Source organism: Reyranella sp., from assembly GCF_965279465.1.
GTDB lineage: Bacteria > Pseudomonadota > Alphaproteobacteria > Reyranellales > Reyranellaceae > Reyranella.
Genome location: NZ_OZ257242.1, coordinates 3433601 through 3457754, shown reverse-complemented (window position 1 = coordinate 3457754; position 24154 = coordinate 3433601). Strand labels below are relative to the sequence as shown.

At 67.0% G+C, this 24154-nt stretch carries 26 protein-coding genes; 14 read left to right on the top strand and 12 right to left on the bottom strand.

Annotation, left to right across the window (positions count from 1 at the left end):
• Window positions 1-104: 104 nt before the first annotated feature.
• Genes ACQY8M_RS16920 through ACQY8M_RS16910 form a run of 3 tightly spaced genes read right to left on the bottom strand, consistent with a single transcriptional unit; the run spans window position 105 to window position 1703 of the window.
• Window positions 105-1139 carry a Rieske 2Fe-2S domain-containing protein gene (locus ACQY8M_RS16920; protein ID WP_428674254.1) on the bottom strand — a complete coding sequence of 345 codons (1035 nt, stop codon included), beginning with the start codon at window positions 1137-1139 and terminating at the stop codon, window positions 105-107.
• A 16-nt stretch (window positions 1140-1155) separates the two neighbouring features.
• Entirely contained in the window at window positions 1156-1377 is a 222-nt protein-coding gene (locus ACQY8M_RS16915; protein WP_428674252.1) for a recombinase-like helix-turn-helix domain-containing protein, read from the bottom strand.
• Window positions 1377-1703: a hypothetical protein gene (locus ACQY8M_RS16910; RefSeq protein ID WP_428674250.1), complete on the bottom strand. Its 327-nt coding sequence runs from the start codon at window positions 1701-1703 to the stop codon at window positions 1377-1379. Before ACQY8M_RS16910 ends, ACQY8M_RS16915 begins: the two co-directional genes overlap by 1 nt.
• A 68-nt stretch (window positions 1704-1771) precedes the next feature.
• Between ACQY8M_RS16910 and ACQY8M_RS16905 the strand changes: the two genes are divergently transcribed.
• Window positions 1772-2551: an SDR family oxidoreductase gene (locus ACQY8M_RS16905; protein ID WP_428674248.1), complete on the top strand. Its 780-nt coding sequence runs from the start codon at window positions 1772-1774 to the stop codon at window positions 2549-2551.
• A gap of 49 nt (window positions 2552-2600) precedes the next feature.
• Window positions 2601-3599 carry an asparaginase gene (locus ACQY8M_RS16900; protein ID WP_428674246.1) on the top strand — a complete coding sequence of 333 codons (999 nt, stop codon included), beginning with the start codon at window positions 2601-2603 and terminating at the stop codon, window positions 3597-3599.
• 107 nt (window positions 3600-3706) lie between these two features.
• Here the strand turns inward: ACQY8M_RS16900 and ACQY8M_RS16895 are convergent, their stop codons facing one another.
• The 5 genes from ACQY8M_RS16895 to ACQY8M_RS16875 all read right to left on the bottom strand — a co-directional run bounded on the left by ACQY8M_RS16895 (window position 3707) and on the right by ACQY8M_RS16875 (window position 8789).
• Complete coding sequence (locus ACQY8M_RS16895) at window positions 3707-5308, bottom strand: GMC family oxidoreductase (RefSeq protein WP_428674244.1); 1602 nt, start codon at window positions 5306-5308, stop codon at window positions 3707-3709.
• Window positions 5308-5937, bottom strand: coding sequence for a nitroreductase family protein (locus tag ACQY8M_RS16890; protein WP_428674242.1), 630 nt, complete (start codon window positions 5935-5937; stop codon window positions 5308-5310). Before ACQY8M_RS16890 ends, ACQY8M_RS16895 begins: the two co-directional genes overlap by 1 nt.
• Window positions 5938-6033: 96 nt before the next feature.
• Window positions 6034-6507, bottom strand: a complete 474-nt coding sequence (locus ACQY8M_RS16885) for a VOC family protein (protein WP_428674240.1) — start codon at window positions 6505-6507, stop codon at window positions 6034-6036.
• Window positions 6508-6547: 40 nt separating this feature from the next.
• The gene (locus ACQY8M_RS16880; RefSeq protein ID WP_428674238.1) at window positions 6548-7534 is read right to left on the bottom strand and encodes an LLM class flavin-dependent oxidoreductase; all 987 of its coding nucleotides are present in this window, start codon (window positions 7532-7534) and stop codon (window positions 6548-6550) included.
• 25 nt (window positions 7535-7559) lie between these two features.
• The gene (locus tag ACQY8M_RS16875) at window positions 7560-8789 is read right to left on the bottom strand and encodes a serine hydrolase domain-containing protein (protein WP_428674236.1); all 1230 of its coding nucleotides are present in this window, start codon (window positions 8787-8789) and stop codon (window positions 7560-7562) included.
• 70 nt (window positions 8790-8859) lie between these two features.
• On the opposite strand from ACQY8M_RS16875, the gene ACQY8M_RS16870 reads away from it, so the two are divergent.
• From ACQY8M_RS16870 to ACQY8M_RS16855, 4 genes are read left to right on the top strand one after another with little or no spacing between them, the layout of a single operon-like run.
• Complete coding sequence (locus tag ACQY8M_RS16870) at window positions 8860-9651, top strand: SDR family NAD(P)-dependent oxidoreductase (RefSeq protein WP_428674234.1); 792 nt, start codon at window positions 8860-8862, stop codon at window positions 9649-9651.
• On the top strand, window positions 9651-10529 hold the full coding sequence (locus ACQY8M_RS16865) for a polysaccharide deacetylase family protein (RefSeq protein ID WP_428674232.1): 879 nt from the start codon (window positions 9651-9653) through the stop codon (window positions 10527-10529). The genes ACQY8M_RS16870 and ACQY8M_RS16865 overlap by 1 nt, the downstream gene beginning before the upstream one ends.
• Window positions 10529-11467 (top strand): polysaccharide deacetylase family protein, encoded by a 939-nt coding sequence (locus tag ACQY8M_RS16860; RefSeq protein ID WP_428674230.1) that lies wholly within the window; start codon window positions 10529-10531, stop codon window positions 11465-11467. Before ACQY8M_RS16865 ends, ACQY8M_RS16860 begins: the two co-directional genes overlap by 1 nt.
• A 2-nt stretch (window positions 11468-11469) precedes the next feature.
• Complete coding sequence (locus ACQY8M_RS16855) at window positions 11470-12621, top strand: acyl-CoA dehydrogenase family protein (protein WP_428674228.1); 1152 nt, start codon at window positions 11470-11472, stop codon at window positions 12619-12621.
• A 9-nt stretch (window positions 12622-12630) separates the two neighbouring features.
• Here the strand turns inward: ACQY8M_RS16855 and ACQY8M_RS16850 are convergent, their stop codons facing one another.
• Window positions 12631-13479, bottom strand: coding sequence for an SDR family NAD(P)-dependent oxidoreductase (locus ACQY8M_RS16850; protein ID WP_428674226.1), 849 nt, complete (start codon window positions 13477-13479; stop codon window positions 12631-12633).
• Window positions 13476-14480, bottom strand: a complete 1005-nt coding sequence (locus ACQY8M_RS16845; protein ID WP_428674224.1) for an amidohydrolase family protein — start codon at window positions 14478-14480, stop codon at window positions 13476-13478. Before ACQY8M_RS16845 ends, ACQY8M_RS16850 begins: the two co-directional genes overlap by 4 nt.
• A 52-nt stretch (window positions 14481-14532) precedes the next feature.
• On the opposite strand from ACQY8M_RS16845, the gene ACQY8M_RS16840 reads away from it, so the two are divergent.
• The 6 genes from ACQY8M_RS16840 (at window position 14533) to ACQY8M_RS16815 (ending at window position 19814) form a co-directional block, all read left to right on the top strand.
• Window positions 14533-15345 (top strand): SDR family NAD(P)-dependent oxidoreductase, encoded by an 813-nt coding sequence (locus ACQY8M_RS16840; protein ID WP_428674222.1) that lies wholly within the window; start codon window positions 14533-14535, stop codon window positions 15343-15345.
• The gene (locus ACQY8M_RS16835) at window positions 15342-16055 is read left to right on the top strand and encodes a FadR/GntR family transcriptional regulator (RefSeq protein WP_428674220.1); all 714 of its coding nucleotides are present in this window, start codon (window positions 15342-15344) and stop codon (window positions 16053-16055) included. Before ACQY8M_RS16840 ends, ACQY8M_RS16835 begins: the two co-directional genes overlap by 4 nt.
• Before the next feature lie 73 nt (window positions 16056-16128).
• Entirely contained in the window at window positions 16129-17097 is a 969-nt protein-coding gene (locus ACQY8M_RS16830; RefSeq protein ID WP_428674218.1) for a Bug family tripartite tricarboxylate transporter substrate binding protein, read from the top strand.
• Between the two features lie 14 nt (window positions 17098-17111).
• The gene (locus tag ACQY8M_RS16825) at window positions 17112-18398 is read left to right on the top strand and encodes an aromatic ring-hydroxylating oxygenase subunit alpha (RefSeq protein WP_428674216.1); all 1287 of its coding nucleotides are present in this window, start codon (window positions 17112-17114) and stop codon (window positions 18396-18398) included.
• Between the two features lie 5 nt (window positions 18399-18403).
• Window positions 18404-18883: an aromatic-ring-hydroxylating dioxygenase subunit beta gene (locus ACQY8M_RS16820; protein ID WP_428674214.1), complete on the top strand. Its 480-nt coding sequence runs from the start codon at window positions 18404-18406 to the stop codon at window positions 18881-18883.
• Window positions 18884-18893: 10 nt separating this feature from the next.
• Window positions 18894-19814 (top strand): VOC family protein, encoded by a 921-nt coding sequence (locus tag ACQY8M_RS16815; RefSeq protein WP_428674212.1) that lies wholly within the window; start codon window positions 18894-18896, stop codon window positions 19812-19814.
• Window positions 19815-19901: 87 nt separating this feature from the next.
• Here the strand turns inward: ACQY8M_RS16815 and ACQY8M_RS16810 are convergent, their stop codons facing one another.
• Window positions 19902-20981, bottom strand: a complete 1080-nt coding sequence (locus ACQY8M_RS16810) for an amidohydrolase family protein (RefSeq protein WP_428674210.1) — start codon at window positions 20979-20981, stop codon at window positions 19902-19904.
• Window positions 20982-21126: 145 nt separating this feature from the next.
• Here ACQY8M_RS16810 and ACQY8M_RS16805 point away from each other — a divergent pair, with 145 nt between their 5' ends.
• A complete protein-coding gene (locus tag ACQY8M_RS16805) occupies window positions 21127-22725 on the top strand; it encodes an FAD-dependent monooxygenase (RefSeq protein WP_428674208.1) in 1599 nt (532 codons plus the stop codon).
• A gap of 3 nt (window positions 22726-22728) precedes the next feature.
• Window positions 22729-23685 carry a Bug family tripartite tricarboxylate transporter substrate binding protein gene (locus ACQY8M_RS16800; protein ID WP_428674206.1) on the top strand — a complete coding sequence of 319 codons (957 nt, stop codon included), beginning with the start codon at window positions 22729-22731 and terminating at the stop codon, window positions 23683-23685.
• Window positions 23686-23705: 20 nt separating this feature from the next.
• Here the strand turns inward: ACQY8M_RS16800 and trxC are convergent, their stop codons facing one another.
• The gene (gene trxC / locus ACQY8M_RS16795) at window positions 23706-24143 is read right to left on the bottom strand and encodes a thioredoxin TrxC (RefSeq protein WP_428674204.1); all 438 of its coding nucleotides are present in this window, start codon (window positions 24141-24143) and stop codon (window positions 23706-23708) included.
• Between the last annotated feature and the right edge of the window lie 11 nt (window positions 24144-24154).

Sequence of the window (24154 nt, the reverse complement as noted above, 5' to 3'; positions counted from 1 at the left end):
CACAGTCGTGTTGTCGCTCATGACCCCTCCGTCAGCGTAAGACGCTGACACCTCCCCATACGCATGGGGAGGAAAGATACGAGGGTGCGTCGCCATCGTCGGACTCATTGAATCGGCTGCCCGGCGGCTTCGAGCGCCCTGAGCTGCGCCTCGGCCTTGGTCCGGAACACGCGACGCAGGCGTGCCACGCCCATGTCGTGCTGGTAGAGGTTCTCCCGCAAAAACGCGTCGGGCTCGAAGTCCTCGAGCATCACGCGGTCCTGCTCCAGGACCTTCCAGTGCCGCTCTTCCAGCCGGTTCTTGTAGAGAAAGCGCCAGGTGTCGCGCTGCCAGCCCTCGACCTTGCGGCAGCGCCAGTGGAACACCGCGGCGCGCTTCTCGTCGATCGGCGTGTAGATGCCGACGATGTGGAAATTGCCGCCCGGCCCTCCCGTTGCGGGATAGGGGATCTCCAGCCGCAGCCAGTGCGCGCCGGTGTCGAGGAACTCTGTCCAGTCGAAGTTGACGTTACGCTGGCCCTGCTTCTCGAACACGAAGCCGGTCGGCGTCTCGCGGATCTGGAAGGTCGCGGTCGTGTCGCCGAACGACATGGAATGAGACTGCTTGTGCAGGAAGGTCCCGTGCATCGGGTCCATGACGTTGTCGTAGACATAGCGGTAATCGCCGCCCCATTCGCAGTAGCACAGGAACGAGCTGAACTCCGGCGAGGTGAGCTGCTCGGGAAACTGGAGCTCGATCGGCTCGGGATGCAGCGCGTCACCCGCATAGGCAAAGATCACGCCGGCGCACTCCTGCGTCGGGAACGACTTCACGCACTTGCGGCCTTCGAGCTTGCTGCCCGGCGCGCCGGGTACGGAGATGACGGTCCCATCCTTCCCGACCTGCACGCCGTGGTAGCCGCAGGCGATGCGGTCCCCCATCGGCATGCCGCGCGATAGGGGCGCGCCACGATGCGGGCAATGATCCTCCAGCATCACCGGCTTACCGTCTGCGTCGCGCCACAGCACGACCTTGAGGCCGAGCCGGCGCAGCGAGATCGGCTTCTCGCCGAGGAAATGCGACGGGCAGATCGGATACCAGAGGTTGCGCACGCCTTTGGCGAGAAGCTTGTTGATGGCCTGGCTGGTCACTGCACTCATGACTGGCTGATCCCTCTCACGCGCCGAGGCGCTTCATCTCTCTCTGGAACAGCTCCGCGGTCCAGGGCTGACCGTTCGGCGCCGGTACCTGCGCTTCGTTCAGCCGGCCGACGAGGCCTGGCAGATCGTGGATGCCGGCCGCGAAGGCGCGCTCGATCGCGTCGCCCAGGAGGTTCTGCCAGTCGTCCGGCTCACGATCGCGCGACTGGTGCGGGTTGAGATAGCAGCCCTCGGCCATCACTTGCCTCCTCCACGGACGCGTTCCTTGATGCGCTCGCGTGCCGGCACGAAATCGTAGGCCGGATAGCACTCCGTGCGGAATACGCCCCACGCCGAACGCTCGAGCTCGACATTGACCTCGGCGAGCTTCGAGGCCGGCAGACGCAAGGTCACGATCTGGCCGAAGCCCATCGCCACGGTCCACGACACGATCTCCACCCCGTCGGGCGGAAAGCGGTCCCACCATCCGGCGTCCTTCAGCTTGGTCTGGACCGCGTCGAGATTGTTCGACTGGTCGTGCCGGAGGAAGACCGTCAGCAGCATCGTCTCGGAGATTTGTTCCATATATGAAACGTCGGTTTCTATTTGAACTAGGCTAGTGACTCGCTACCGTGCTGTAAAGGAGCAATCGCATGGATCTGGGGTTGAAGGGCCGGCGCGCCATCGTCTGCGCCGCGAGCAAGGGACTCGGCCGCGCCTGCGCCGAGGCGCTGGCGGCAGAGGGTGTCGATCTCGTTCTGAACGCGCGCAGCGTTGGGCCGTTGGAGCAAACCGCTGAGGAGATGCGCACTTTGTATGGAGTGAACGCGACCGCGGTCGCGGGCGACATCGGTACCGCGGACGGCCGCGCCGCCGTGCTGGCCGCCTGCCCTGCCCCCGACATCCTGGTGAACAACGCAGGCGGCCCCTCGCCCGGCAAGCTCAAGAGCTTCACCGAGCGGGACTGGGCCAGGGCACTCGACGGCAACTTGCGGGCGCCTGCAGCGCTGCTTGCCGCCGTCCTCGACGGCATGGCCGAGCGCGGCTTCGGCCGCGTGGTCAACATCACCTCGAGCGTGGTGCGCCATCCGATCGACGTGCAGGGCCTGAGCGCCGCCGCGCGCGCCGGCCTGCATGGCCTGGTCAGCACGCTGGTGCGCGAGCGCATCGCGCGCAACGTCACGATCAACAACATCCTGCCCGGCCCGTTCGCCACCGACCGGCTGATCAGCAACTTCACCTTCCAGGCGAAGCAAAAGGGCATCAGCCCCGACGAAGCGCTCGCTGCGCGAAAGGCCGAGCTGCCCGCCAAGCGCTTCGGCGAGCCGAGCGAAGTCGGCAAGCTCTGCGCCTATCTCTGCAGCGCACACGCCGGCTACATCTCCGGCCAGAGCATCCTGATCGACGGCGCCGCGCATCCCCAGTTGCTGTAGCGGCGCACTTCTTGCTCACTGATCGCCGCACCATCAGGGAGAGCCAGTCGTGAACAAACCCAAGGTCGCCTTCATCGGCACCGGCGGCACAATTTCCTCGCTCGGCGTCCATCCGCTCGAGCTGCAGGATTACGTCATCCACAACAACCGCATGCATGCCGGGCAGATCGTCGACCGCTTCCCGACGGTCCGGGAGATCGCCGACGTCATTCCGGTCGACTTCCGCAACGTGCCGAGCACCGAGATCTATTTCGCCGAGTGGCACGAGCTCGCGATGCTGTGCAGCAAGCTCGCGGCCGAGCATCCCGACCTCGCCGGCATCGTGATCGGCCACGGCACGGCAACGCTCGAGGAGACGGCCTACTTCCTGAACCTGGTGCTCAAGGTTCCTTTCCCGGTCGTGATGATCGGCTCGCAGCGTCCGGCCTCGGGCCTGTCGACCGATGCGGCGATCAACCTGCTGAACGGCGTGCGCGTGGCGGCCGCGCCGGAGAGCCGCGGCCGCGGCGTGCTGCTGATGCTGAACGACGAGATCCAGGCCGCGCGCGAGGTGACCAAGACCTCGAACTGGCGCATGCAGACCTTCCGCACGCCCGACTTTGGCGCGCTGGGCCACGCCGACGCCGACCGCATCGCCTACTACCGACGGCCCGAGCGCAAGCACATGCCCGACACCGAGTTCGACGTGAGCGGCCTCACGGCGCTGCCGCGGGTCGACATCGCCTATGCTTATCCCGGTGCCGACGGCACTGCCGTGCGCGCCTTCGTGGCGGCCGGCGCCAAGGGAATCGTGTCGGCCGGCTTCGCCCCCGGCATGGCGCCGCCCGCCGATCTCGACGCGCTCACCGAGGCCGTCAAGCAGGGCGTCACCGTCGTGCAATCGTCACGCGCCGGCTCGGGCCGCATCTTCCGCAGCCAGCGCCTGACCGACGCCGGCATCCTCGCCGGCGACAATCTCAACCCGCAGAAGGCCCGTCTGCTGCTCGCCCTCGCGCTCACCAAGACCTCGGACCCGGCCGAAATCGCACGAATGTTCGCGACTTATTGAGAGACCTTATGGCTGGGAGCGCGGCTCTCCAGAGCCGCTCATCCTTCGGATCGCTACATCCTATGAGCGGCTCTGGAGAGCCGCGCTCCCAGCGAAGAAGACGACAGCTACCGCTGATCTTCCAGGACCATGTCCGCGGCCTTCTCGCCAATCATGATCGACGGTGCGTTGGTGTTGCCGGAGGTGAGCGTCGGCATGATCGAGGCGTCGGCGACCCGCAAGCCCTTGATGCCGTGCACGCGCAGGCGGGCGTCGACCACCGCCATTGGGTCGGTGCCCATCTTGCAGGTGCCGACCGGGTGATAGGTCGTCTCGCCGGCCGCCTTGACCCAGTCGATGATGGCTTCGGGGGTCTGCCGGTCGGGACCGGGCGCCTGCTCCGTCAGCTGCAGCGCCTTCATCGCCGGGGCGGTCATGATCGAGCGGGCGATGCGGATTGCCTTGACCGTCAGCTCGGCATCGACCGGCGCCGACAGGAAGTTGAAGGTGATCGCCGGCGGCCTGCGCGGATCGGGAGACGTGATGTGGATCGTGCCCTTGCTCTCGGGCCGCATCGGATGGGCGTAGCAGGAGAGGCCCGACTGGCGCGCGATGTTCGGGCCCTTCGGACCGGGTTCGGTGAACATCGTCACCCAGCCGAGCAGCAGGTCGGGCGCCTCGAGTCCCGGGCGCGAGCGGACGAAGGCGCGCATCGGCGCGCCCACACTGGCGAGCAGACCGCGGCGCGCGACCGCATAGTGCAGCGCCTGCTTGACCAGCCCCAGGCCGCGCGCGGTGTCGTTGTAGGTATAGCCCTTGGCGCCGACCAGCCAGCGCGTGCGCGGCGCGTAGTGATCGCGCAGGTTCTCGCCGACGCCGGGCAGCGCACGGTTCACCGGCAGGCCGAGCGCCTTCAACCGCTCGGGTTGGCCGATGCCCGACAGCTCGAGCAGTTGCGGGCTGTTGACCGACCCGGCACAGACCACGACCTCGCGGGCCGCGGTCGCCTCGTGCGCCGTGCCGTTCACCGAATAGCGCACACCGGTGCAGCGCGCGCCGTCGAGGATCAGCCGCTCCGTCAGCGCTTCGGTCACGATACGGAGGTTCGGCCGTTTGCGGATCGGGTCGAGATAGCAGCGCGCCGTGCTCATGCGCTTGCCGGCGACGATCGTCGCCTGGCTCATGACGATACCGTCCTGCGTGGCGCCGTTGTAGTCGGGATTGTGCGCGATGCCGACCTCGGCGGCGGCCTTGATCAGCGCCTGGAAGATCGGTTCGCGCGGCGGCGGATCGGTGACCCGGACCGGCCCGTCGCGGCCGCGGAATCTGTCGTCGCCGCCGCCCTCGTAGCTCTCCATCCGCTTGAAGAAGGGCAGCACGTCGGCGTAGCTCCAGCCGGGATTGCCCATCTGCGCCCAAGTGTCGAAGTCCTGCGCCTGGCCGCGCACGAAGGCCATGCCGTTGATCGCGCTCGACCCGCCGAGCAGCTTGCCGCGCGGTACCGGGATGCGGCGGCCGTTGGTGCTGGGCTCGGGCTCGGAACTGTACAGCCAGTTCGCCGCCGGATTGTTGATCAGTCGCGCCGAGCCGACCGGCAGGCGCGTCCACGGATTGTCCGCCACGCCGGCTTCGAGCAGCAGCACCTTGTTGGCCGGATCGGCCGACAGGCGGTAGGCGACAGCGGCACCGGCCGAGCCGGCGCCGACCACGATGAAATCGTACGCGCTCATCAGGAGGCGCTGTACGGCACGCCCCAGCGATCCTGGAAGACGACCTCGTTGAGCGGGGCACGCTTCACGGGCCCGAACTTGCCCATCGGATAGCCGATCGGGAGGATCGCGAAGGAATGCACGCCCTCGGGCAGGCCGAGCGCCTGGTCGACTTCCTTCTGGTAGAACATGTGCCGGTTCGTCAGCACGGTGCCGAGGCCGAGCGCGCGGCAGGCCAGCACCATGTTCTGCACCGCCGGATAGATCGAGGCACCGGCGCCGGCATTATGGTTTGCCCCGTCCTCGAGGCAGGCAACGATCCAGACCGGCGCATCGGCGAAGTGGTCGGTGAGATATTCCACCGCGTCGTGCTGGCGCTTGAACTTCTCCTTGCTGACGCCGGGTGGCGGCGCGACCGTGCTGTAACGCGGGCCGATGATTTCGTCGTAGGCCTTCTTGTACCAGGCTGCCGCGCCTTCCTTGATCTTGCGATCCTTGATCACGAGGAAGCGCCACTTCTGCGCATTGCCGCCGGACGGCGCGCAGGTCCCCGCCTGCAGGATCTTGCCGATCAACTCGTCCGGCACGGGATCGGGCTTCAGCCGCCGCATCGCGCGGCAATTCTCCATGGTCTCGAACAGATCGGGCATCGTTCCCTCCGTTTGCGCGTTGAGCGAACATAGTACAGCGCTCACGGCGTGGACGAGGGCGAATAGCAGCGGAAACCCGAATGTCGAAAGCGCGTGTCAGCCGCGTCGCGCCGCCTCGATCTTGGCGACGTCGATCTTCTTCATGTCCATCATCGCCTCGAACGCGCGCTTTGCTTCGTCGCCGCCGGCCGCAATCGCCTCGGTCAGCACCCGCGGCGTGATCTGCCAGGAGACGCCCCACTTGTCCTTGCACCAGCCGCACGCACTCTCCTGGCCGCCGTTGCCGACGATGGCGTTCCAGTAGCGGTCGGTCTCCTCCTGGTCGTCGGTGGCGATCTGGAACGAGAAGGCTTCGCTCTGCTTGAACACGGGACCGCCGTTGAGGCCGATGCAGTGAACGCCGGCTACGGTGAACTCGACCGTCAGCACGTCGCCCTTCTTGCCGGACGGGTAGTCGCTGGGCGCCCGATGGACGGCGCTCACGGCGCTGTCGGGAAAGGTCGCGGCATAGAAGCGGGCCGCGGCCTCGGCGTCCTTGTCGTACCAGACGCAGATCGTATTCTTTGCCATCACGTGTCCTTTCCGTTCGGGTCAAACGGCGAACGATACGTCACTTCAATTGTTCCACAACGCGGCCGAGTCGTTCCAGCGTGCGCAGGACCATCTTCTGGCCGAGGCCCGGCCATTGCACGCGCAGCAGGATGTGGTCGGTGCCGGTGCGCTCGCCGTAACGCCCGAGCTGGTCGACGACCTCGCTCTCGCTGCCGATCAGGAAGCGCTTGGCCGCGAACGCGTCGAAGTTGGCGCGGATGCCCTCGGCCGGCACGAAGCCCGACTCGCCGCCCCAGCTGGCGTAGGCCTCGTACTTGAAGGACAGCGGCTCGCGCACCTCGTCCATCGTGCCGATGTGGCATTCGCGAATCAGCGGGTACTCCCGCGCCGCCGGGAGGCCGGCCGCCGCACGTGTCTCGCGGAACAGGGCATTGAGCTTGCCGACGTTCTCCTCGCTCACCATCGGCGAGGCGAACCAGGCGTCGCCGATCCTGGCCGCACGCTTCACCGCGACCTCGACATCGCCCGCCATCCAGATCGGCGGACCGCCGGCCTGCTGCGGCTTGAGGCTCGCCGGCACGCCGCTCACGGTGTGAAAGCGGCCGCGATGCTCGACCGTATCGTCGCGCCACAGCTTGCGGATCAGCTCGACGCCCTCGACGAAACGCGGCACTCGTTCCTTGAACGGCACGCCGATAGAATCGAACTCCTCCTTGCGGTAGCCGAGACCGAGACCGATGATCGCCTTGCCGCCGGTCATCCAGTCGAAGGTCGCGCACTCCTCCGCCACGATCACCGGATTGAGCAGCGGCAACAAGAGCAGGCCCGGCCCGAGCCGCATGCCCTCCGCCTCGGCGGCGAGGCGCGCCAAGAGCGGCATGGCCTGGAACATCTGCAGCGGCGTCGACACGAAGTGCTGGCCGACCATCAGCGAGGTGAGCCGGCTTGCCTTCGCCAGCCGCACCTGCTCGATCAGATTGGCAAGCTCGGGCGCGAGATCGGCGCCCTGCCGCCATTGCGTCGCCATGTAGAGACCGAGCTTCATCGTACGTGCTCCCTTTGCCGTGCCTTCAATCGACGATCGCCTGGTTGACCAAGGCATTGATCGTGTGGCGATAGCGCAGATTGGTCGGGCCGACCGGGGTCGGCGCCATCCAGACCGCCACGAGCTCCTCCTTCGGATCGGCCCACCAGTATGTGCCGTATCCTCCCGGCCACGAAAACGTGCCGACCGAACCGCTGTCGCGCGCGATGCCCTCAGTCGTGCGCACCGCGACGCTGAGGCCAAAGCCCCAGTCGGCATAGAGGGTGCGCAACTGGCTGCGCGTGCCGGGTGCTAGCTGGTTCGCCGTCATGTACTCGACCGTCTTGCGGCCGAGCAGGCGCGTGTCGCCGAGCTTGCCGCGATTCAGCAGCATGGAGGCGAAGCGCAGATAGTCGCCCGTTGTGCCCACCGCACAGCCGCCGCCGCATTCGAACTTGGTCGGCACCAGCGGCGACGGAATGTCCTGGATGCCGCGGGCGTAGCGGCCGGCCTTGTCCGCCGGCACGACGAACCCCGTGTCGGCCATGCCGAGCGGCTTCCACACCATCTCCTGCAGCGTCTCGCCCAGCGACTTCTGCGTGATCTTCTCGACCACGAAACCCAGCACGTCGAGGCCGAAGCTGTATTCCCATACCGTGCCCGGCTGGTGAGCCAACGGCAGCGCGGTCATCTTGTCCATCAGCTCCTGGCTGGTGAGCGTGCGCGCGGCGCCGTTGCTCGATGGTGCGTACTGCTTGTGCAGCATCGACGTACCGCTGCCGCCGTAGCTCAGGCCCGAGGTGTGGCGCATCAGGTCCTGGATCGTGATCTGCCGGGCCGCCGGTGCCGTGTCGCGGACGCCCTTCGACAGGTCGTCCCAGACGGCGGCCTTCATTTCGGCGAACTTCGGGAAATACTTGGCCAGCGGATCGTCGATCAGCAGCCGGCCCTGCTCGTAGAGCTGCAGCGCGGCGACCGTCGTCATCGGCTTGGTCATCGAGGCGAGGCTGAAGATCGTGTCGGTCGTCATCGGCGTGCCGGCCTTCTTGTCGCTCAGGCCGAACGCCTCGAAGTAGACCAGCTTGCCGCGTCGGGCGACGGCGACCACGGCGCCCGGAATTTGGCCGGCATCGATCTCCGCCTTGGCGAAGGTCGCGATGCGCGCGAGGCGCTCGGACGACAGGCCGACTTCCTCCGGCTTTGCGCGCGGCAGCGGATCGTCCGCCCATGCGACGCTCGCGAGGCCTACGAGCCCGGCGACGAGAAGAGCAGCCATTCCCTTTTTCATGAGCGTTCCCCCTGACGGCAGCTTAACCTACGGACCGCGAACAGTAACGGAGAGCGCAGTGACCAAATCGCCAGGCGACCGGGTGGCCGGCAAGATCGCCCTCGTAACCGGCGCCGCCAACGGCCTCGGCCGAGCCATCGCCCAGCGTCTCGCGGAGGAAGGCGCGACCCTCGTTCTCGTCGATATCGATTCGGCGGGCCTCGCCGAGACCGAACGGCTTATCAAGGCGGACAGCGCCAGCGGCTCGAACCAGCCGCCGATGGCGATCACCGCCGACGTCACCGAGGAGGCGCCGGTCAAGGCGCTGTTCCAGCAGGTGCTCGCCACGCATGGCCGGCTCGACATCCTGGTCAACGACGTGGGCGGCGGCACCACCGGCCACATCTGGGAGGCCAAGCTCGAGGACTGGGACTACGTCATCCGGCTGAACCTGCGCTCGGCCTTCCTGTGTACGCGCGAGGCGACGGCGCACATGCGCGAGCGCCGCTCGGGCAGCATCGTCAACCTGTCCTCCGGCGCGCGCGAGGGCACGCCGTGGACCGCGACCTACATCGGCAACTCGGCCTACTCGGCAGCCAAGGCCGGCATTCACGGCTTCACGCGCGGCGTGGCGCTCGAGCTCGCGGACTCCGGCGTCCGCATCAACGCCGTGGCGCCCGGCCCGATCGAGACCGAGCGCACCGGCCCGGGTTTCCGCAAGATCGAGCAGCTCGAGTACGGGCCGATCCGCGCCACGCCGATGCGCCGCATCGGCGTGCCCCAGGACATCGCGAACGCCGTGCTCTATCTCGCCTCCGACGAGGCGGCCTATGTCACCGGCACCACGCTGGCCGTTGCGGGAGGACGCTGATGGACACGGCGATCGCCAACGACCTCGACCAGGACCTTGCCGCGCTGAAGGCAAAGGCCGCCGATTATGGTGCGCGCCACAAAGTCATCGAGAAGGTGGAATGGCCGCAGGGCATGCGGCTCGCGGTGAACTTCACCGCCGACTTCGACACCATGCTGCTCCGCCGCCTGCTGAACGAGCCGCCGCAGCAGCTCGCCAAGGGCGAGTTCGGCGGTCGGGTCGGCATCTGGCGCTTGATCGACCTGTTCGACAGCCACAACATCAAGGCGACGATCTTCACACCCGGGCGGATCTGCGAGCTTTATCCCGACTCGCTGCGGGCGGCCGCGAGGAGCGGCCACGAGATCGCCGACCACATGTGGGAGCACCGCGTCCCGAAGGAACCGGAACTCGAGCGGGATCACCTGCGCAAGACCATTGAGGCGATCGAGAAGACGGTCGGCAGGAAGCCCGTCGGCACGCGGAGCAACCACAGCCGCGAGCTGCTGCTCGAGCACGGCTACGTCTATATGTCCGAGGATTCCATGGATCATCAGCCGAGCTGGCTGAGCGCGCCGGACGGCGCGAAGCCGATCCTGAACCTGCCGTTCCATTACGCCATCGACGACGCGATGTTCTTCAGCTTCGCCTGGCTGGGCAGCGACAACAGCGCCCAGCGCATGATGGATCCCGACCACGTCGAGGAGATCTGGTGGCGAATGTTCGAGCAATGCTATCGCGACGGCGGCTACATGAACATCTGCATGCATCCGTTCGTGTCGGGCCGCGCGTTGCGCATCGCCATGCTCGACCGGCTGATCAACCGCATGAAGGCGCTGCCCGGCGTGTGGTTTCCGACCTGCGAGCAGGTCGCCCGTCATATCATCGGAGCACGCTGATGCCCTGGAAGGAACGCTACACCATCAGCGACGAAAAGAGCATCGGCGATGGCGACATCCGCTGGCCGGACGGCAAGCGCTGCTGCTTCCGCGTCGTGGTCGATCTCAGCCCCGCCTGTGGACCGGACGGTATCAAGCCTGCCGACCTCGCGACGCCGGACGCCTACTACGGCATGAACGGCGGGCTTGCCGCGCTGGTAGGTGTGCTGGACCGCTACGGCATCAAGGCAACTTTCGCGGTGCCCGCCGTCATCGCGGAGATCCAGGCAGAAAAGCTCCGTCGTCTCGCCGGCGAGGGCCACGAGATCGCCGCGCACGGCTTCAAGCACGAGGACGTGAGCGCGCTCGACAGGGACGACGAGCGCACGCGGCTTGCCCGCACGACCGAGATCATCGCCAAGGCCGTGGGCACGCGTCCTGTCGGCTGGTTCTCCCTCGCCAGGCCTGGCGACAAGTTCGCCGGCGGTGCGATCAGCCCGAATACGATCGATCTGCTGCTCGAAGACGGCTACGCGTATTTCGGCAACGGTTTGGCCGACGACGCGCCACATTATTGGGTGAGCGACTTCGCCAGCCGCCGCGCGATCCTGACCCTGCCCTACTACTATCACTTCGACGACCAGTTCTTCCTGTTGTTTCCGCGCAAGGGCACGGGTCTCGAGAATCCCGACTCGCTGTTCCGCAACTGGAAAGCCGAGCTCGATGCGCAATACAAGCGCGGCCGCCACTTCTCGATGGTGCTGCATCCGCACGCGATCGGCTGGCCCAACCGGCTGCACATGCTCGAGCAGTTCCTCGACCATGCGCGCGCCCTGCCCGAGCTGTGGTACGCAACGAGCGTGGCCTGCGGGCGGCATTGGAGCGAGACCTTCCCGCCCGCCACGCACCTCAAGCTCGAACCGTCGATCTGGCAGGACTATCCTGGCAGCCTGAGTTGACGATGCCCGCTTCTACCCTCCTCGAATCGGCGCGCCGCCTCGCGCCGAGGATCCGCGAGGTACGCGACTTCGGCGAGCAGCACCGACATCTCGAGCCCGGCGTCCTGGCTGCGATGCACGAGGCGAAGTTCTTCCGCATGATGATTCCCGCCGATACCGGTGGCCTCCAGACCGATCTGCCGACGGCGATGCAGGTCGTCGAGACGATCGCCTCAGCCGACGGCGCCACCGGCTGGAACCTGATGATCGGCGCGGCCTACGGCATCTGGGCTTCACGGCTCGGCGCAGAGGCGGCGCGTGAGATCTACGGCCCGACCGATGCCGTCGTGGCCGGCGCGCTGCGGCCGACCGGCACGGCGAGGATCGTCGAGGACGGATTCGTCGTCGAGGGCAGCTGGTCGTTCGCCAGCGGCATCGGCCACAGCACCTGGTGGACCGCCGGATGCATCGTCCACGACGATGACGGGCCACGCAAGAATGCCAACGGCACGCCGGAGACTCGGCTGGTATTTTTTCCGGCAAGCGACGGCGAGGTGATCGACACCTGGACAGCCGGCGGCATGCGCGGCACCGGCAGCCACGACTATGCGATCAACGACGTCTTCGTTCCGATCGAGCGCACGTTGCCGGCAAATGCGCCATCTCGCCTGCCCGACCCGCTCTACAACATGCCGCTGATGGCGCTGATGGACAGCATGATGGCCGCCGTCCCGCTCGGCATTGCGCGCGCGGCAATCGATGCCTTCGCCGCCATCGCCGGAAGCCGGATGAGCCACGGCTCGAGTACGGCGGCAGCAAACAAGCCGGCGGTGCAGGCCGATATCGGCCGCGCCGAAGCGGCGCTGCGCGCGGCCCGCTCCTGGCTCTATGAGACGGTCGAGGAGGCGATGAGCGATGTGCAGGCCGGCCGCGCGGTATCGACCCAGCAAGCCGCCTTGATGCGTCTTGCACGGGTCAACGCGATGACGGCGGGCGTGCAGGCGGTCGACCTGATCTACACGGCGGCCGGCAGCGCCTCGGTCTACAGCAAGGGCCTGATCGACCGCTGCTTCCGCGACATCCATGTCGCCGCGCAGCATACGGCCCTTCATCCCTCCAACTACGAGGTCTGCGGCGCCGTCCTCCTCGGCCTGCCGCCCCCGCGCGCACTTTAGGAGAAGCAATCAGATCATCGCCATGCCGCCGCTGACGCCGATGTGCTGGCCGGTGACGAACGACGCCTCGGGTGCGCCGAAGTAGGCGACGGCGGACGCGACCTCGGTCGGGTGGGACAGCCGGCCCATGCTGATGCCGCGCTGGCCGACGATCCTGGCCAGCTCCTCCATCACGCCGGGGCCGGTCCAGCCCGGATCGCGGGTGCTTTCCTTCGGCGGATCGGGGTCGCCGTCGGCGGCAGATTCTATGCCGCCGGGAGAGACGCAGTTGACGGTAATGCCCTGTGCGATCGTCTCACCGGCGAGCGTCACGGTGAGGCCGACCATCGAGCCCTTGCCGACGCCCGCGAGCAGGGTGTGGAACGGCGCGCCGGTGCGCCACGCCTCGCCTGCGATGTTGACGATGCGGCCGTAGCGCCGCTCGATCATGGGCGGCAGCACCGCCTTGCAGCAGCGCAGCGTGTTCCACACGTTCCAGTCGACCGCCTTCTGCAGCAGCTCCTCGGTGAAATCGACCAGCCGCATTCGGATCAGCGCGGCGGCGTTGTTGACCAGCGTGTCGACCCGGCCGAACTCGGCAAGCGTGCGCGCCACCATGTCCTCCGCGACGCCCTCCCGGCTGAGATCGCCGCCGAGCGCGAGGAAGGGCCGGCCGGTCTCCTCCTGCAGGAGCCGCGCGGTACGCTTCACCCGCTCTTCCTGGATGTCGGCGACGACGACCGTCGCGCCCTCCTCCGCCAGCCGCCGCGCGATCACACGGCCGAGCCCCTGCGCCGCGCCGGTGACGATCGCAACCCGGCCATCGTAGCGCCGGCACTCGGTCTTCACCGCGTAGGGCAGCGTCTTCGGCTCGCTCACGCCACCTCTCCCAGGAGGCGCCTGGCATTGCCCGACAGCACCAGCGCCTCGTCCTCCGCAGAGAGGCCGAGCTTCTCCACCGCTGACACCGGCTGGGTCTCCTCGATGGAAAACGGATGGTCGGTGCCTACGCACAGCTGTGTGATGCCGAAGCGCTCGATCAGGAATTTGAGCGTATCGGCGTCGTAGACCAGCGTGTCGTAGTAGAGCCGCCGCGCCATCTCGGCCGGCGAGCCGCCGGTCGCCTCCTTGAGCGCGGGCATCATCTTCCAGCCGTGCAGGAAGCGCGGCAGCACCAGCCCGAACACACCGCCGCCATGGCTGAAGGCGATGCGCAGCTTCGGGTGCCGGCCGATGATCCCACCCATCATCAGCGAGACGATCGCCGTCGAGGTCTCGCACGGGAACAGCGCCAGCGCCGGCATGTTGGGTGGGCCGATCAGCCGCTCGGTGCCGGCGGGATGCAGCGCATGCACGAAGATCGCCGCGCCGAGACGCTCCGCCGTCTCGAAGAATGCGGCGTATCGCTTGTCGCCGATCGACACGCCGTTCACGTTGGTGCCGATCTCGACGCCCTTGAAGCCCGCCTTCATCAGCCGCTCGAGCTCGGCCACCGCGCGGTCGGGGGCCTGCATCGGCACCATGCCCAGGCCCGCAAAGCGTCCCTTGCCGTCGGCGACCATGGTGGCGATCGTGTCGTTGACGTGCCGGCCGATCGATTCGGCATCCTCCGGCTCCATCCAATAGGACAAGAGCTCCGGCATCGGCGACAGGACCTGCCGCTCGACCCGGGCCGCTTCCATGATCTCCAGCCGCCGCTCGAGGCTCCAGCTATGGTCGCTCACGGTGCGGAAGACCTTGCCCGCGATCATCACGTTGCAATGGTGGCAGTCGTGCGCCGGCGCCATCGACGGCCAGCGCGCATTCGCGTGGCGGCCGGCATAGGCGGGGAAGGTCGCCGGAACGATGTGCGTGTGGATGTCCGTCGCTCCCGTCGTCATTCGTTCCCTCGGTGTCGTTGATGTATCTTGCCTCGACGTTATGGGAGATCGAATGAAACTCAAAGACAAAGTCGCCCTCGTCACGGGCACCAGTCCCAACATCGGCGGCGGCATCGCCGAGGCCCTTGCGGCCGAAGGTGCCGCGGTCGTCAGCGTTGATGCGTCGGCCGCCAACGCCGACGATTGCGCGGCCTACATCAGGGGCATCGGCGGCAGGGCGCTGGGCATCACCTGCGACGTCACCGATGAGGCGCAGGTCACCGCAGCGGTGCAGAAGGCGTGCGAGACCTTCGGTCAGGTCGACGCGCTGGTGAACAACGCCGTCGTGTTCAACAAGAAGGGCGTGCTCACCATGCCGCTCGCCGAATGGCGCAAGCAGATCGACGTGATCCTGACCGGCGCCTTCCTGTTCACCAAGTATGTCGCCCAGTCGATGATCGAGCGGCAGGTGCGCGGCAGCATCCTCAACATCATCTCGACGGCCGGGCATCAGGGCGAACCCAACAATATCGGCTACTCGACGGCCAAATGCGGGATGCTGAACTTCACCCGCTCCGCCGCGATGGAGCTGGCGAAGCACGGCATCCGGGTCAACAGCCTCACGCCCACCGCGACCGATCCGTCGGAATCGTCGGAGCGGGCGCAGCGCTGGGGCCGTGCCGCGATCGACCTTTCCGCATCCAAGCCGATCTTCGAGATGTATCGCAGCCGCATCCCGATGCAGAAGCTGCCCAGCCCCAGCGACTACGGCCGGGCCGCCGCCTTCATCGTCTCGTCCGATGCCGAGATGATGACCGGCACCGACCTCCGCATCGATGCTGGTGCCGTGGCCCGCTATTGGCCATGGGACCCGGCGCCGAAGTGACCGGCACTCCCAAGGCCAAACCGCGCGCCTTCGAGGAGATCTGCGAGCGCATCCGCAATCAGCTCGCCGCCGGCAAGCTCAAGCCCGGCGACAAGCTGCCGCCCGAGCGCGAGCTGTCCGAGCAGCTCGGGGTGAGCCGTGCCGCCTTGCGCGAGGCTTTGCGCACGCTCGAAATTGCGGGTGTCATCATGCTCAAGAAGGGCGTGAAAGGGGGCGCCTTCGTTCAGTCCGGCGATCCCGCCAACATGACGCGCGTGATCCAGGATCTCGTCCATTTGGGCGCGATCTCGCTCGGCGATCTCACCGAGGCGCGGCTGCTGATCCAGAGCGGCGTGGTGCGGCTCGCCTGCGAGCGCGCCACCGACGCCGACATCGAGGCGATCGGACGCAACATCGAGCGCACCGCGGTGACGTCGCGGCTCGGCCATGGCGAGGAACGGCGCGCTGCGATCGCGGACTTCTACCGCCTGCTGGCGCTCGCCACGCATAACGAGATCCTCAAGATCCTGGTCGATTCGCTGACCGACATCCTGGTCCGCTTCCTGCGCGGCGTGTCGGAGGACACCGAGCTTCCCGGCCTGATCGCGCACCGCCGGCGCTTCCTCAAGCAGCTCCACGCCCGCGACGCCGCGGCCGCCACGCGGGAGATGGAGACGCACCTGAACAAGCTGCACAAGGTTCTGGCGGGGAGTCGACAAGTAAAGGTCTGACCATTAGAGTCGGCATCAAGAATCAAGATCCCCTCCCCAGTCTTCCGGGGAGGGAAATGAAGTGGAGGGAACGTTGGTCACTCGAGCCTGGATGGGCCTGTTGGCTCTCGGCGTCGCGGCCGCGCCCGTGCAGGCGCAGACCTATCCCGACAAGCCGGTGAAGATCGTGCTCGGCGTGCCACCGGGTGGAGGGCTCGACGTGCTGGTGCGTGGCATTGCCGCCGAGCTCTCGGCCAAATGGGGCCAGTCGGTCGTGGTCGACAACAAGCCCGGCGCCAGTGGCCTGATCGCTGCCGAGGGAATCGCCAATGCCGCGCCTGACGGCTATTCGCTGCTGGCGACCACCGACCAGATCTACATGGGCAATCGCTACCTGTTCAGGAAACTGCCCTACGATCCCGACAAGAGCTTCGCCAACATCACGATCATGGCGCGTGCCGAGCAGTTCCTGCTGGCCAATCCCGCCGTCCCGGCGACGACGCTGCCCGAGCTCATTTCGGCCGACAAGCAGAAGACCGGCTCGCTGGCCTACGGCAGCTGGGGTGATGGCAGTCCGCCGCAGTTCGTCTACGAGATGCTGAACAAGAGCGCCGGCACGAAGTTCCTTCACGTGCCTTACAAGGGCGTGGCGCCGGTCCTGGCCGCGCTGGCCGGCAACGAGATCCAGCTGTCGGTCGGCAGCAGCGGCGTGGCCGGCGGTCTGCTAAGGGCCGGCAAGGTCAAGGCGCTGGCCCTCGCCGCGAAGGAGCGCTCGCCGCTCTTCCCGGACGTGCCGACGACGACCGAGCTGGGTCATCCCGAGATCCAGGCCTTCATCTGGTTCGGCCTCGCCGCGCCGGCAGGCACACCGCAGCCGATCGTCGAAAAGATCAGCGCCGACGTTCGCGAGATCTTGGCCCAGCCCGCCTTCACCGAACGCTTCATCACCACGCCCGGCTGGAAGCGCATCGGCAGCACGCCCGCCGAGACCGACGAGATCATCAAGAATGAGCTGCCGATCATCCGCGACATGAGCGCGGCAGCCGGCGTCAAACCGCAGTGACGGAGGAGCAGGTCATGCAACTGTCCGACCTCATCATCGACGACCGCCATCACGCCCGTTTCAAGGTCCATCGCAGCGCGTTCGTGTCCGACGACATCCTGGCGCTCGAACGCGAGCACGTGTTCGGCAAGTGCTGGCTCTATCTCGGCCACACCTCCGAGCTGAAGAAACCCGGCGACTTCATCTCGCGCCGCGTCGGCGGACGGCCGCTGCTCTACACGCGCGACCGCGAGAACAAGCTGCATGCGCTCTATAACACCTGCCCGCATCGCGGTGCGCTGGTCTGCCGCGAGCGCGCGGGCAACCGCCGCGCCTTCACCTGCGGCTATCACGCCTGGACGTTCGACGAGAAGGGCCGCTTCATCGGCATGCCGGGCCGCGAGGCGCTGCCGCCCGACGCGACCGAGGACTGCAAGCTCGATCTCGTTCCTGTCGAGCGCATGGAGGAGTTCAAGGGCTTCGTCTTCGTCTGCTACGACCAGAGCGCGATGTCGCTGCGCGACTATCTCGCCGGCGCCGCCGAGTATCTCGAATACGTCGCCGACCAGGGCCGCGACGGCATGGAGATCGTGACCGGCACGCAGGATTACTGCGTCGGCGCGAACTGGAAGCTGCTGCAGGAGAATTCGGCCGACGGCTATCACGGCGTGCCGACCCACTCGACCTACTTCGACTACATCCGCTCGCGCGACAATTCGACCTTCAGCAACATGAATTCCAAGGGCTGGGTGAAGAACCTCGGCAACGGCCATGCCGTGTCCGAATCGATCGGCCTGCTGCCGTGGGGCCGCCCCTATGCGCGCTGGGCACCGGGCTGGGGCGAGGAGGCCCGGCATGAGGTCGAGGCGCTGAACAAGGAGATCATGGAGCGGCTTGGACCCGAACGCGGCAACGTCGTCGCCAACGGCGACCGAAATCTCCTGATCTTCCCCAACCTCGTGGTCAACGACGTGATGGCCACCACCGTCCGCACCTTCTATCCGGTGAGACCGGACCATATGGAAGTGAGCGCGTGGTGCATCGCGCCCGCCGGCGAATCGGAAACCTCCCGCGACCGCCGTCTGCGCAACTTCGTGGAGTTTCTCGGACCGGCCGGCTTCGCCACGCCGGATGACGTCGAGATGCTCGAGCTCTGCCAGCGCGGCTACGCCAACGCCGCGTCTGCCCCCTACAACGACCTGTCGCGCGGCATGCTGAGCAACGCCCCGACCAAGACCGACGAGCTGCAGATGCGCACCTTCTGGCGGCGCTGGCACCAGCTCGTGTCGGACAATCCCGCTCTCGAGCTGACGGGACCATGAGCGCCATGAAGCTCTCCCGCTCAGACGCCGAGGACTTCCTGATCCAGGAAGCGGCGCTGCTCGACTCCTGGAAACTGATGGAATGGGCCGACCTCTTCACCGAAGACGGCGAATATCTCGTCCCGGCGACCGACGACCCCGAGGGCAAGGCCGGCAAGTCGCTGTTCCTGATCTATGACGACCGTCATCGCCTGGGCGAGCGCGCCAAGCGGCTGCTGAAACCGACGGCGCACGCCGAGTTCCCGCATTCGCGCACACGGCATATGATCAGCAACGTGGTGACGGCCGAGGACAGCGACGGCGCGATCCCGGTGACCTGCAACTTCGTGGTCTTCCGCAGCCGGATGGAAGTGACCAACATCTATCCCGGCCATGCCGAGTACCTGCTTGTGAAGAACGGCGACGGGCTCAGGATCCGGAGCAAGAAGGCTGTGCTCGACGTGGACGCGTTGCGCCCGCATGGCAAGATCAGCATCATCCTCTGAGGAGGCCACGATGGAAGGCTACGAGAAGCTGGGCTACATGGCGCTGAACGTCGCCGACGTCGGCCGTTCGCGCGACTTCTACGAGAAGCAGGTCGGCCTGCAGCTGAGCGGCGAGGCCGAGGGCATCGCCTTCCTGCGCTGCAGCGAGGACCATCACAACATCTCGCTCCATGGCGGCGGCCAGCCTGGCCTGAAGCGCGCCGGCTTCGAGATGAAGAGCGCCGCCGCGCTCGACCAGCTCGGCGCCCGGCTCGCAGGCGAAGGCATCGCCGTCGTCGAGGTGCCGGCGGCGGAGCGCAAGCTGCTCGGCCTCGGCCGCGCCTTCCGCATCACCGAGCCGCATACCGGCGCGACCTACGAGTTCTACGACCATATGCGGCAGTGGGGCGGCCAGCCGTTCAAGCCGACAGTCGCCAGGATCCAGCGGCTTGGCCATTTCGTGCTCAAGGTGCCCGACCTCGACGGCGCCAGCCGCTTTCACACCGAGGTGCTGGGCTTCCGCGTGTCCGACATGATCGACGGCACGATCTGCTTCATGCGCTGCCATCCCAACCCGTACCATCACGGCGTCGGGCTGGGCCGCGCCAGCGAGGTGCTGCTGCACCACGTCAACTTCATGGTGACGGAGGTCGACGACATCGGCCGCGGCATCTCGCGCTTCAACAAGGCGCAGGTGCCGATCGTCAACGGCCCGGGCCGCCATCCGCCGTCCGGCAGCATGTTCCTCTACTATCTCGACCCCGACGGCATCACCGTCGAATACAGCTTCGGCATGGAGGAGTTCCCCGCCGAAGGTGCTCGCAAGCCCAGGGTGATGGAACCGATCAAGGCATCGATCGACTACTGGGACAGCTTCCTCGACCCACGCAAAGCCACCGTCGGCGCGATCGAGCGGATGGATCCGGAGCTGAAGCAGATCGCCGCCGAGTAAACTGTCATGCTCTTCCGGACCGCGAGCGTCCCCGCTCGCTCATGTTCATGAGCGAGCGGGGACGCTCGCGGTCCGGAAGACCCTGATTCACCAGTCGAGGCGATAGACCCTTTTCGCCGTGCCGCTGAACAGCGCGGTCTTCTCCGTCGCCGACGCGCCCGAAGCGATGCGCTTCAGGGCGTTGAACATGCCAGCGTAGCCGATGCCCATCTTGTCGACCGGAAAATTGCTCTCGACCATGCAACGGTTGGCGCCGAACAGCTCCAGGCAGGTGCCGGCATAGGGCTGCCAGGCGTCGGCCAGCTGCTGCGACGTCGGCGGCGCCGGAAGATTGAGGTAGTCGATGGCGGCGAGCCTCATCATCAGCCCACCGACCTTGACCGAGACGTTGGGGCATTTGGCAAGCTCCACCATCGCCGCCTTCCACGCCGTGAAAACCTCGTCCTTCCGGCCGGCCCAGCGGCCGTAGCCCAACACGCCGCCCATGTGGCACAGCACGATGTTCCCTTCGGGAAAGGCGCGCGCCAGCTCGGTCACTTCGCCCAGCTGGTGATGGAAGGTCCAGGCATCGAACGACAGGCCAAGCGCGAACAGGCGCTTCAGGCCGGCACGGAACTCGGCGCTGCGGTGTACACCCGGCCCCTTGGCGACGTGGCTGTTGCCGATCACCGGATCGTCGTCCCAGGCGGCACCGAACCGGATACCCTTGAAGCGCCCGTTGCCGGCGGCGATCTCGGCCTCGAGCACCGGCGCCACGCGATCGCCGAGCGTGAGGTCGGCATGGCCAACGATGCCGGCGCTGACGCGAGCCGGGCCGTAATGACCGCTATCGCTCATTGCCCCGATGCCGGCAGCGAACTCCACCTCGCCAACCGGCTTCATCTCGACGGGCCCGCGCGCGCGATACATGGCGCGGCATTCCTCGAACACGGTCGCCACCACCTTGTGGCCGGTGTTGGCGTCGGCCAGGAAGTCATCGAGCAAATAACGATAGCCCGGCATGTCCCAGAGATGATGGTGGGTGTCCACGATCTCGAGGTCGGGATCGAGGATCGGCTCGGGTGCCGCCTTGGCGAGCCACGCCGGGTCTGGCTTGAAGATGCGGCCGAACTGGGCCGGCTTCCTGTTGCCCGCGAACAGCCCGCCGAGCGAAGTGTCGTTTGCCATTGTCGTTTTCCTTCATGTCTTCTGGACCGCGAGCCTCCGGCTCGCTCATGATCATGAGCGAGCCGGAGGCTCGCGGTCCAGAAGACCACCGCCTGGCGACGCCCGTCCCTTTACTTGTCGATCCGTCCGGGAGACGCTTCTCGTCATGATCGAAATACCTGTCCTGATCGCCGGCGGCGGCCCGGTCGGCCTCTCCGCCTCCTTCATGCTCTCGCGGCTCGGCATCAAGTCGCTGCTCGCCGAGCGCCATCCCGGCACCGCCATCCATCCCAAGGCACGCGGCATCAACGCGCGCACGATGGAGGTCTTCCACCAGCAGGGCCTCGAGGCCGATGTCCGCAAGGCCGGCCTGCCGCCCGAGCGGGTCGGCTTCATCGTCTGGGCAAAGACGCTCGCCGGCGAGGAGATCGAGCGCCGCGTGCCGTGGGGCCAGAGTGCGAAGCGCGCGGAGGTCACGCCGGTGCGCGCCTGCCTGTGCGCCCAGGACTATCTCGAGCCCGTGCTTCGGCACGCGGCCGAGCAGCAGCCGCTGGGCGAGGTGCGCTTCAACACGGAATTGACGAAGTTCGAGCAGGACGAAGCGGGCGTGGTCGCCACGCTCACCAGCACCACGACCGGCGAAACGGAGCAGGTGCGGGCACGCTACCTGATCGCCGCCGACGGCACGCAAAGCCGCATCCGCAGCGCACTCGGCATCGCGATGCACGGCCAGAAGGACGTCTACGACAGCGTCAACGTCCTGATCGAGGCCGACCTTCGCGAATGGACGAGCCATCGGCCGGCCGCCCTCTATTTCATCGAGAACGAAGGACTGCGCGCCACCTTTCTCACCATAAACGCGCACGACCGCTGGGGCTTCCTGGTGAATTCGCTGAAGGCGCACGGCTACAAGCCCGAGGACTTCACGCCCGAGCGTTCGGTCGAACTGGTGCGCCGCGCGGTCGGCAAGCCCGACCTGCCGGTGAAGGTGGTGGGCGTGGCGCCGTGGGTCGCCTCGGCCCACGTCGCGGAGCGCTATCGAGAGGGCCGCATTTTCCTAGCCGGGGATGCCGCGCACGAGATGCCGCCGACCGGCGGGTTCGGCATGAACACCGGCATCCAGGACGTCCAGAACCTGTGCTGGAAGCTCGCCTCGGTGCTGCAGGGCAAGGCGGCCGATCCTCTGCTCGACAGCTACAACGACGAGCGCCAGCCGCTCGGCAAGGCGATCACCGAGCAGAGCCTTGCCAACGCCGTCTCGATGGGTCGCACGCAGAAGACCATGGAGACTCGCGGCGCGCGGCCGGAGTTCCTGAACGAGCAGGGCATGATCTTCGGCGCGACCTATCGCTCGGGTGCCATCGTGCCCGACGGCAGCCCGCCGCCGGTCGTGCCCAATCCGGTGACCGACTACGTGCCGTCCGCCTGGCCAGGGGTGCGCGCGCCGCATGTCTGGGTACGCAGCGAAGGCGAGCAGAAGGTCTCGTCGATCGATCTCGTCGGCAACGGCTTCGTGCTGTTCACCGGCGCGAAGGGTGCGGCCTGGGTCGACGCCGCCCGCGGATTCGAAATCAAGCCGGTTGCCGTGGGCGCCGGCGACTTCGCGACGGCCGATCCGCATTGGCGCGAGACCTATGGCATCGAGGAATCGGGCGCGGTGCTGGTGCGGCCCGACGGCCATGTCGGCTGGCGCAGCGCCGCGATGGCCGGCGATCCGGCCCGCGCGCTGAGCGATGCGATGAACGCCATCCATGGAAAGGCCTAGACCATGCTCTTGGGAAGACGCACTGCGCTGAAGCTGGCCGCGGTGGGCGCGGCGTCTCCCCTTTCCGCCTTCGCGCAGGATACTGCCTTGCGCATCGTCGTTCCGTTCGGCGCAGGCTCGGGTACCGACAACACCGCCCGCGTCTTTGCCGAGGCGATGCGCCAGGCGACCGGCCGGACCGTGATGGTCGACGACAAGCCGGGCGGCGGCACGACCATCGGCTCGCTCGAAGTGTCGCGCGCCAAACCGGACGGCTCGACCGTCCTCTATACCACCGGCGGCCACACCACGAATGCCGTGCTGATCCGCAAGCTGCCCTACGATCCGGTCGAGGGCTTCACCGCGATCACGATGATGACACGCTCGCAGGGCTTCGCGCTGATCGTTGCCGGTAACTCGCGCTTCAAGACGATCGAGGAGTATCTCGCCGCCGCACGCGCCGAGCCCGGCAAGATCACCTACGGCTCGTCCGGCATCGGCAACACCACCCACGTCGTGGGCGAGCTGTTCTGCCGGAGCGCCAAGGTGCAGCTGACGCACGTGCCGTACAAGAGCACGCCGATCGCCGACGCGATGGCCGGCACAATCGACTCGTTCTTCGTGTCGCCGTCGCTGGTGATGCCGCACCTGCAGGCCGGCAAACTACGCGCGCTCGGCATCTCGAGCGCCAGGCGCGCGCCGCAACTGCCCGACACACCGACCTTCGGCGAGCACGGCATCGAAGCCGACATCCCTGCCTGGTCGGGCTTCTGGGGACCGCCCAAGATGCCCCCCGCCATCGTCGAGAGCCTCTACCAGTCGATCATGAAGGCGGCGCGGGAGAAGTCGTTCGAGACCTACACGCACAATAATGGGGGCGAAATTGTGGGGATGCCGCCGGCCGAGTTCGGCGCCTATGTGGCGAGCGAGATCGAGCGCTACAGGAAGGTGCTACCGCCGCTCGGCATCCAGGTCGACTGAGAGGGTTGCCGTCCGTCTTCTCATGCGACGTTCTGCTCGATCCAGGCGCGCAGCGATCGTGCGTCCAGCGCGCCCGCCTGTTGCGCCACGACCTTTCCGCCCCGAAACAGCATGAGGGTCGGGATGCTGCGGATGTTGTACTGCGCCGCGAGCTGCTGTTCGGCTTCGGTGTCGACCTTCAGGAAGCGGACATGTGGTTCGAGCTCGGCGGCGACGCGATCATAGGCCGGCGCCATCATCTTGCAGGGGCCGCACCACTCGGCCCAGAAGTCCGCCACCACCGGTATGTCGTTGCGCTGGAGATGGGTCGCGAAGGTCTGCGCCGACGCGGCGACCGGTCTTCCGCTGAACAACGGCTTATGGCAGGCCCCGCACTTCGCCTTCTCCGCCGGCCTGTCGGCGGGCGTTCGATTGATCGCGGTGCAATGTGGGCAAACGATCTGGCGGATTTCACTCATGGCACCTCGCC

What these genes read in the sequence shown, in the direction of transcription:
- ACQY8M_RS16920 (WP_428674254.1), bottom strand. Translation starts at nt 1,139, where the DNA reads ATGAGTGCAGTGACCAGCCAGGCCATCAACAAGCTTCTCGCCAAAGGC.
- ACQY8M_RS16915 (WP_428674252.1), bottom strand. Translation starts at nt 1,377, where the DNA reads ATGGCCGAGGGCTGCTATCTCAACCCGCACCAGTCGCGCGATCGTGAG.
- ACQY8M_RS16910 (WP_428674250.1), bottom strand. Translation starts at nt 1,703, where the DNA reads ATGGAACAAATCTCCGAGACGATGCTGCTGACGGTCTTCCTCCGGCAC.
- ACQY8M_RS16905 (WP_428674248.1), top strand. Translation starts at nt 1,772, where the DNA reads ATGGATCTGGGGTTGAAGGGCCGGCGCGCCATCGTCTGCGCCGCGAGC.
- ACQY8M_RS16895 (WP_428674244.1), bottom strand. Translation starts at nt 5,308, where the DNA reads ATGAGCGCGTACGATTTCATCGTGGTCGGCGCCGGCTCGGCCGGTGCC.
- ACQY8M_RS16890 (WP_428674242.1), bottom strand. Translation starts at nt 5,937, where the DNA reads ATGCCCGATCTGTTCGAGACCATGGAGAATTGCCGCGCGATGCGGCGG.
- ACQY8M_RS16885 (WP_428674240.1), bottom strand. Translation starts at nt 6,507, where the DNA reads ATGGCAAAGAATACGATCTGCGTCTGGTACGACAAGGACGCCGAGGCC.
- ACQY8M_RS16880 (WP_428674238.1), bottom strand. Translation starts at nt 7,534, where the DNA reads ATGAAGCTCGGTCTCTACATGGCGACGCAATGGCGGCAGGGCGCCGAT.
- ACQY8M_RS16875 (WP_428674236.1), bottom strand. Translation starts at nt 8,789, where the DNA reads ATGGCTGCTCTTCTCGTCGCCGGGCTCGTAGGCCTCGCGAGCGTCGCA.
- ACQY8M_RS16865 (WP_428674232.1), top strand. Translation starts at nt 9,651, where the DNA reads ATGGACACGGCGATCGCCAACGACCTCGACCAGGACCTTGCCGCGCTG.
- ACQY8M_RS16860 (WP_428674230.1), top strand. Translation starts at nt 10,529, where the DNA reads ATGCCCTGGAAGGAACGCTACACCATCAGCGACGAAAAGAGCATCGGC.
- ACQY8M_RS16855 (WP_428674228.1), top strand. Translation starts at nt 11,470, where the DNA reads ATGCCCGCTTCTACCCTCCTCGAATCGGCGCGCCGCCTCGCGCCGAGG.
- ACQY8M_RS16845 (WP_428674224.1), bottom strand. Translation starts at nt 14,480, where the DNA reads ATGACGACGGGAGCGACGGACATCCACACGCACATCGTTCCGGCGACC.
- ACQY8M_RS16840 (WP_428674222.1), top strand. Translation starts at nt 14,533, where the DNA reads ATGAAACTCAAAGACAAAGTCGCCCTCGTCACGGGCACCAGTCCCAAC.
- ACQY8M_RS16825 (WP_428674216.1), top strand. Translation starts at nt 17,112, where the DNA reads ATGCAACTGTCCGACCTCATCATCGACGACCGCCATCACGCCCGTTTC.
- ACQY8M_RS16820 (WP_428674214.1), top strand. Translation starts at nt 18,404, where the DNA reads ATGAAGCTCTCCCGCTCAGACGCCGAGGACTTCCTGATCCAGGAAGCG.
- ACQY8M_RS16815 (WP_428674212.1), top strand. Translation starts at nt 18,894, where the DNA reads ATGGAAGGCTACGAGAAGCTGGGCTACATGGCGCTGAACGTCGCCGAC.
- ACQY8M_RS16810 (WP_428674210.1), bottom strand. Translation starts at nt 20,981, where the DNA reads ATGGCAAACGACACTTCGCTCGGCGGGCTGTTCGCGGGCAACAGGAAG.
- ACQY8M_RS16805 (WP_428674208.1), top strand. Translation starts at nt 21,127, where the DNA reads ATGATCGAAATACCTGTCCTGATCGCCGGCGGCGGCCCGGTCGGCCTC.
- ACQY8M_RS16800 (WP_428674206.1), top strand. Translation starts at nt 22,729, where the DNA reads ATGCTCTTGGGAAGACGCACTGCGCTGAAGCTGGCCGCGGTGGGCGCG.
- trxC (WP_428674204.1), bottom strand. Translation starts at nt 24,143, where the DNA reads ATGAGTGAAATCCGCCAGATCGTTTGCCCACATTGCACCGCGATCAAT.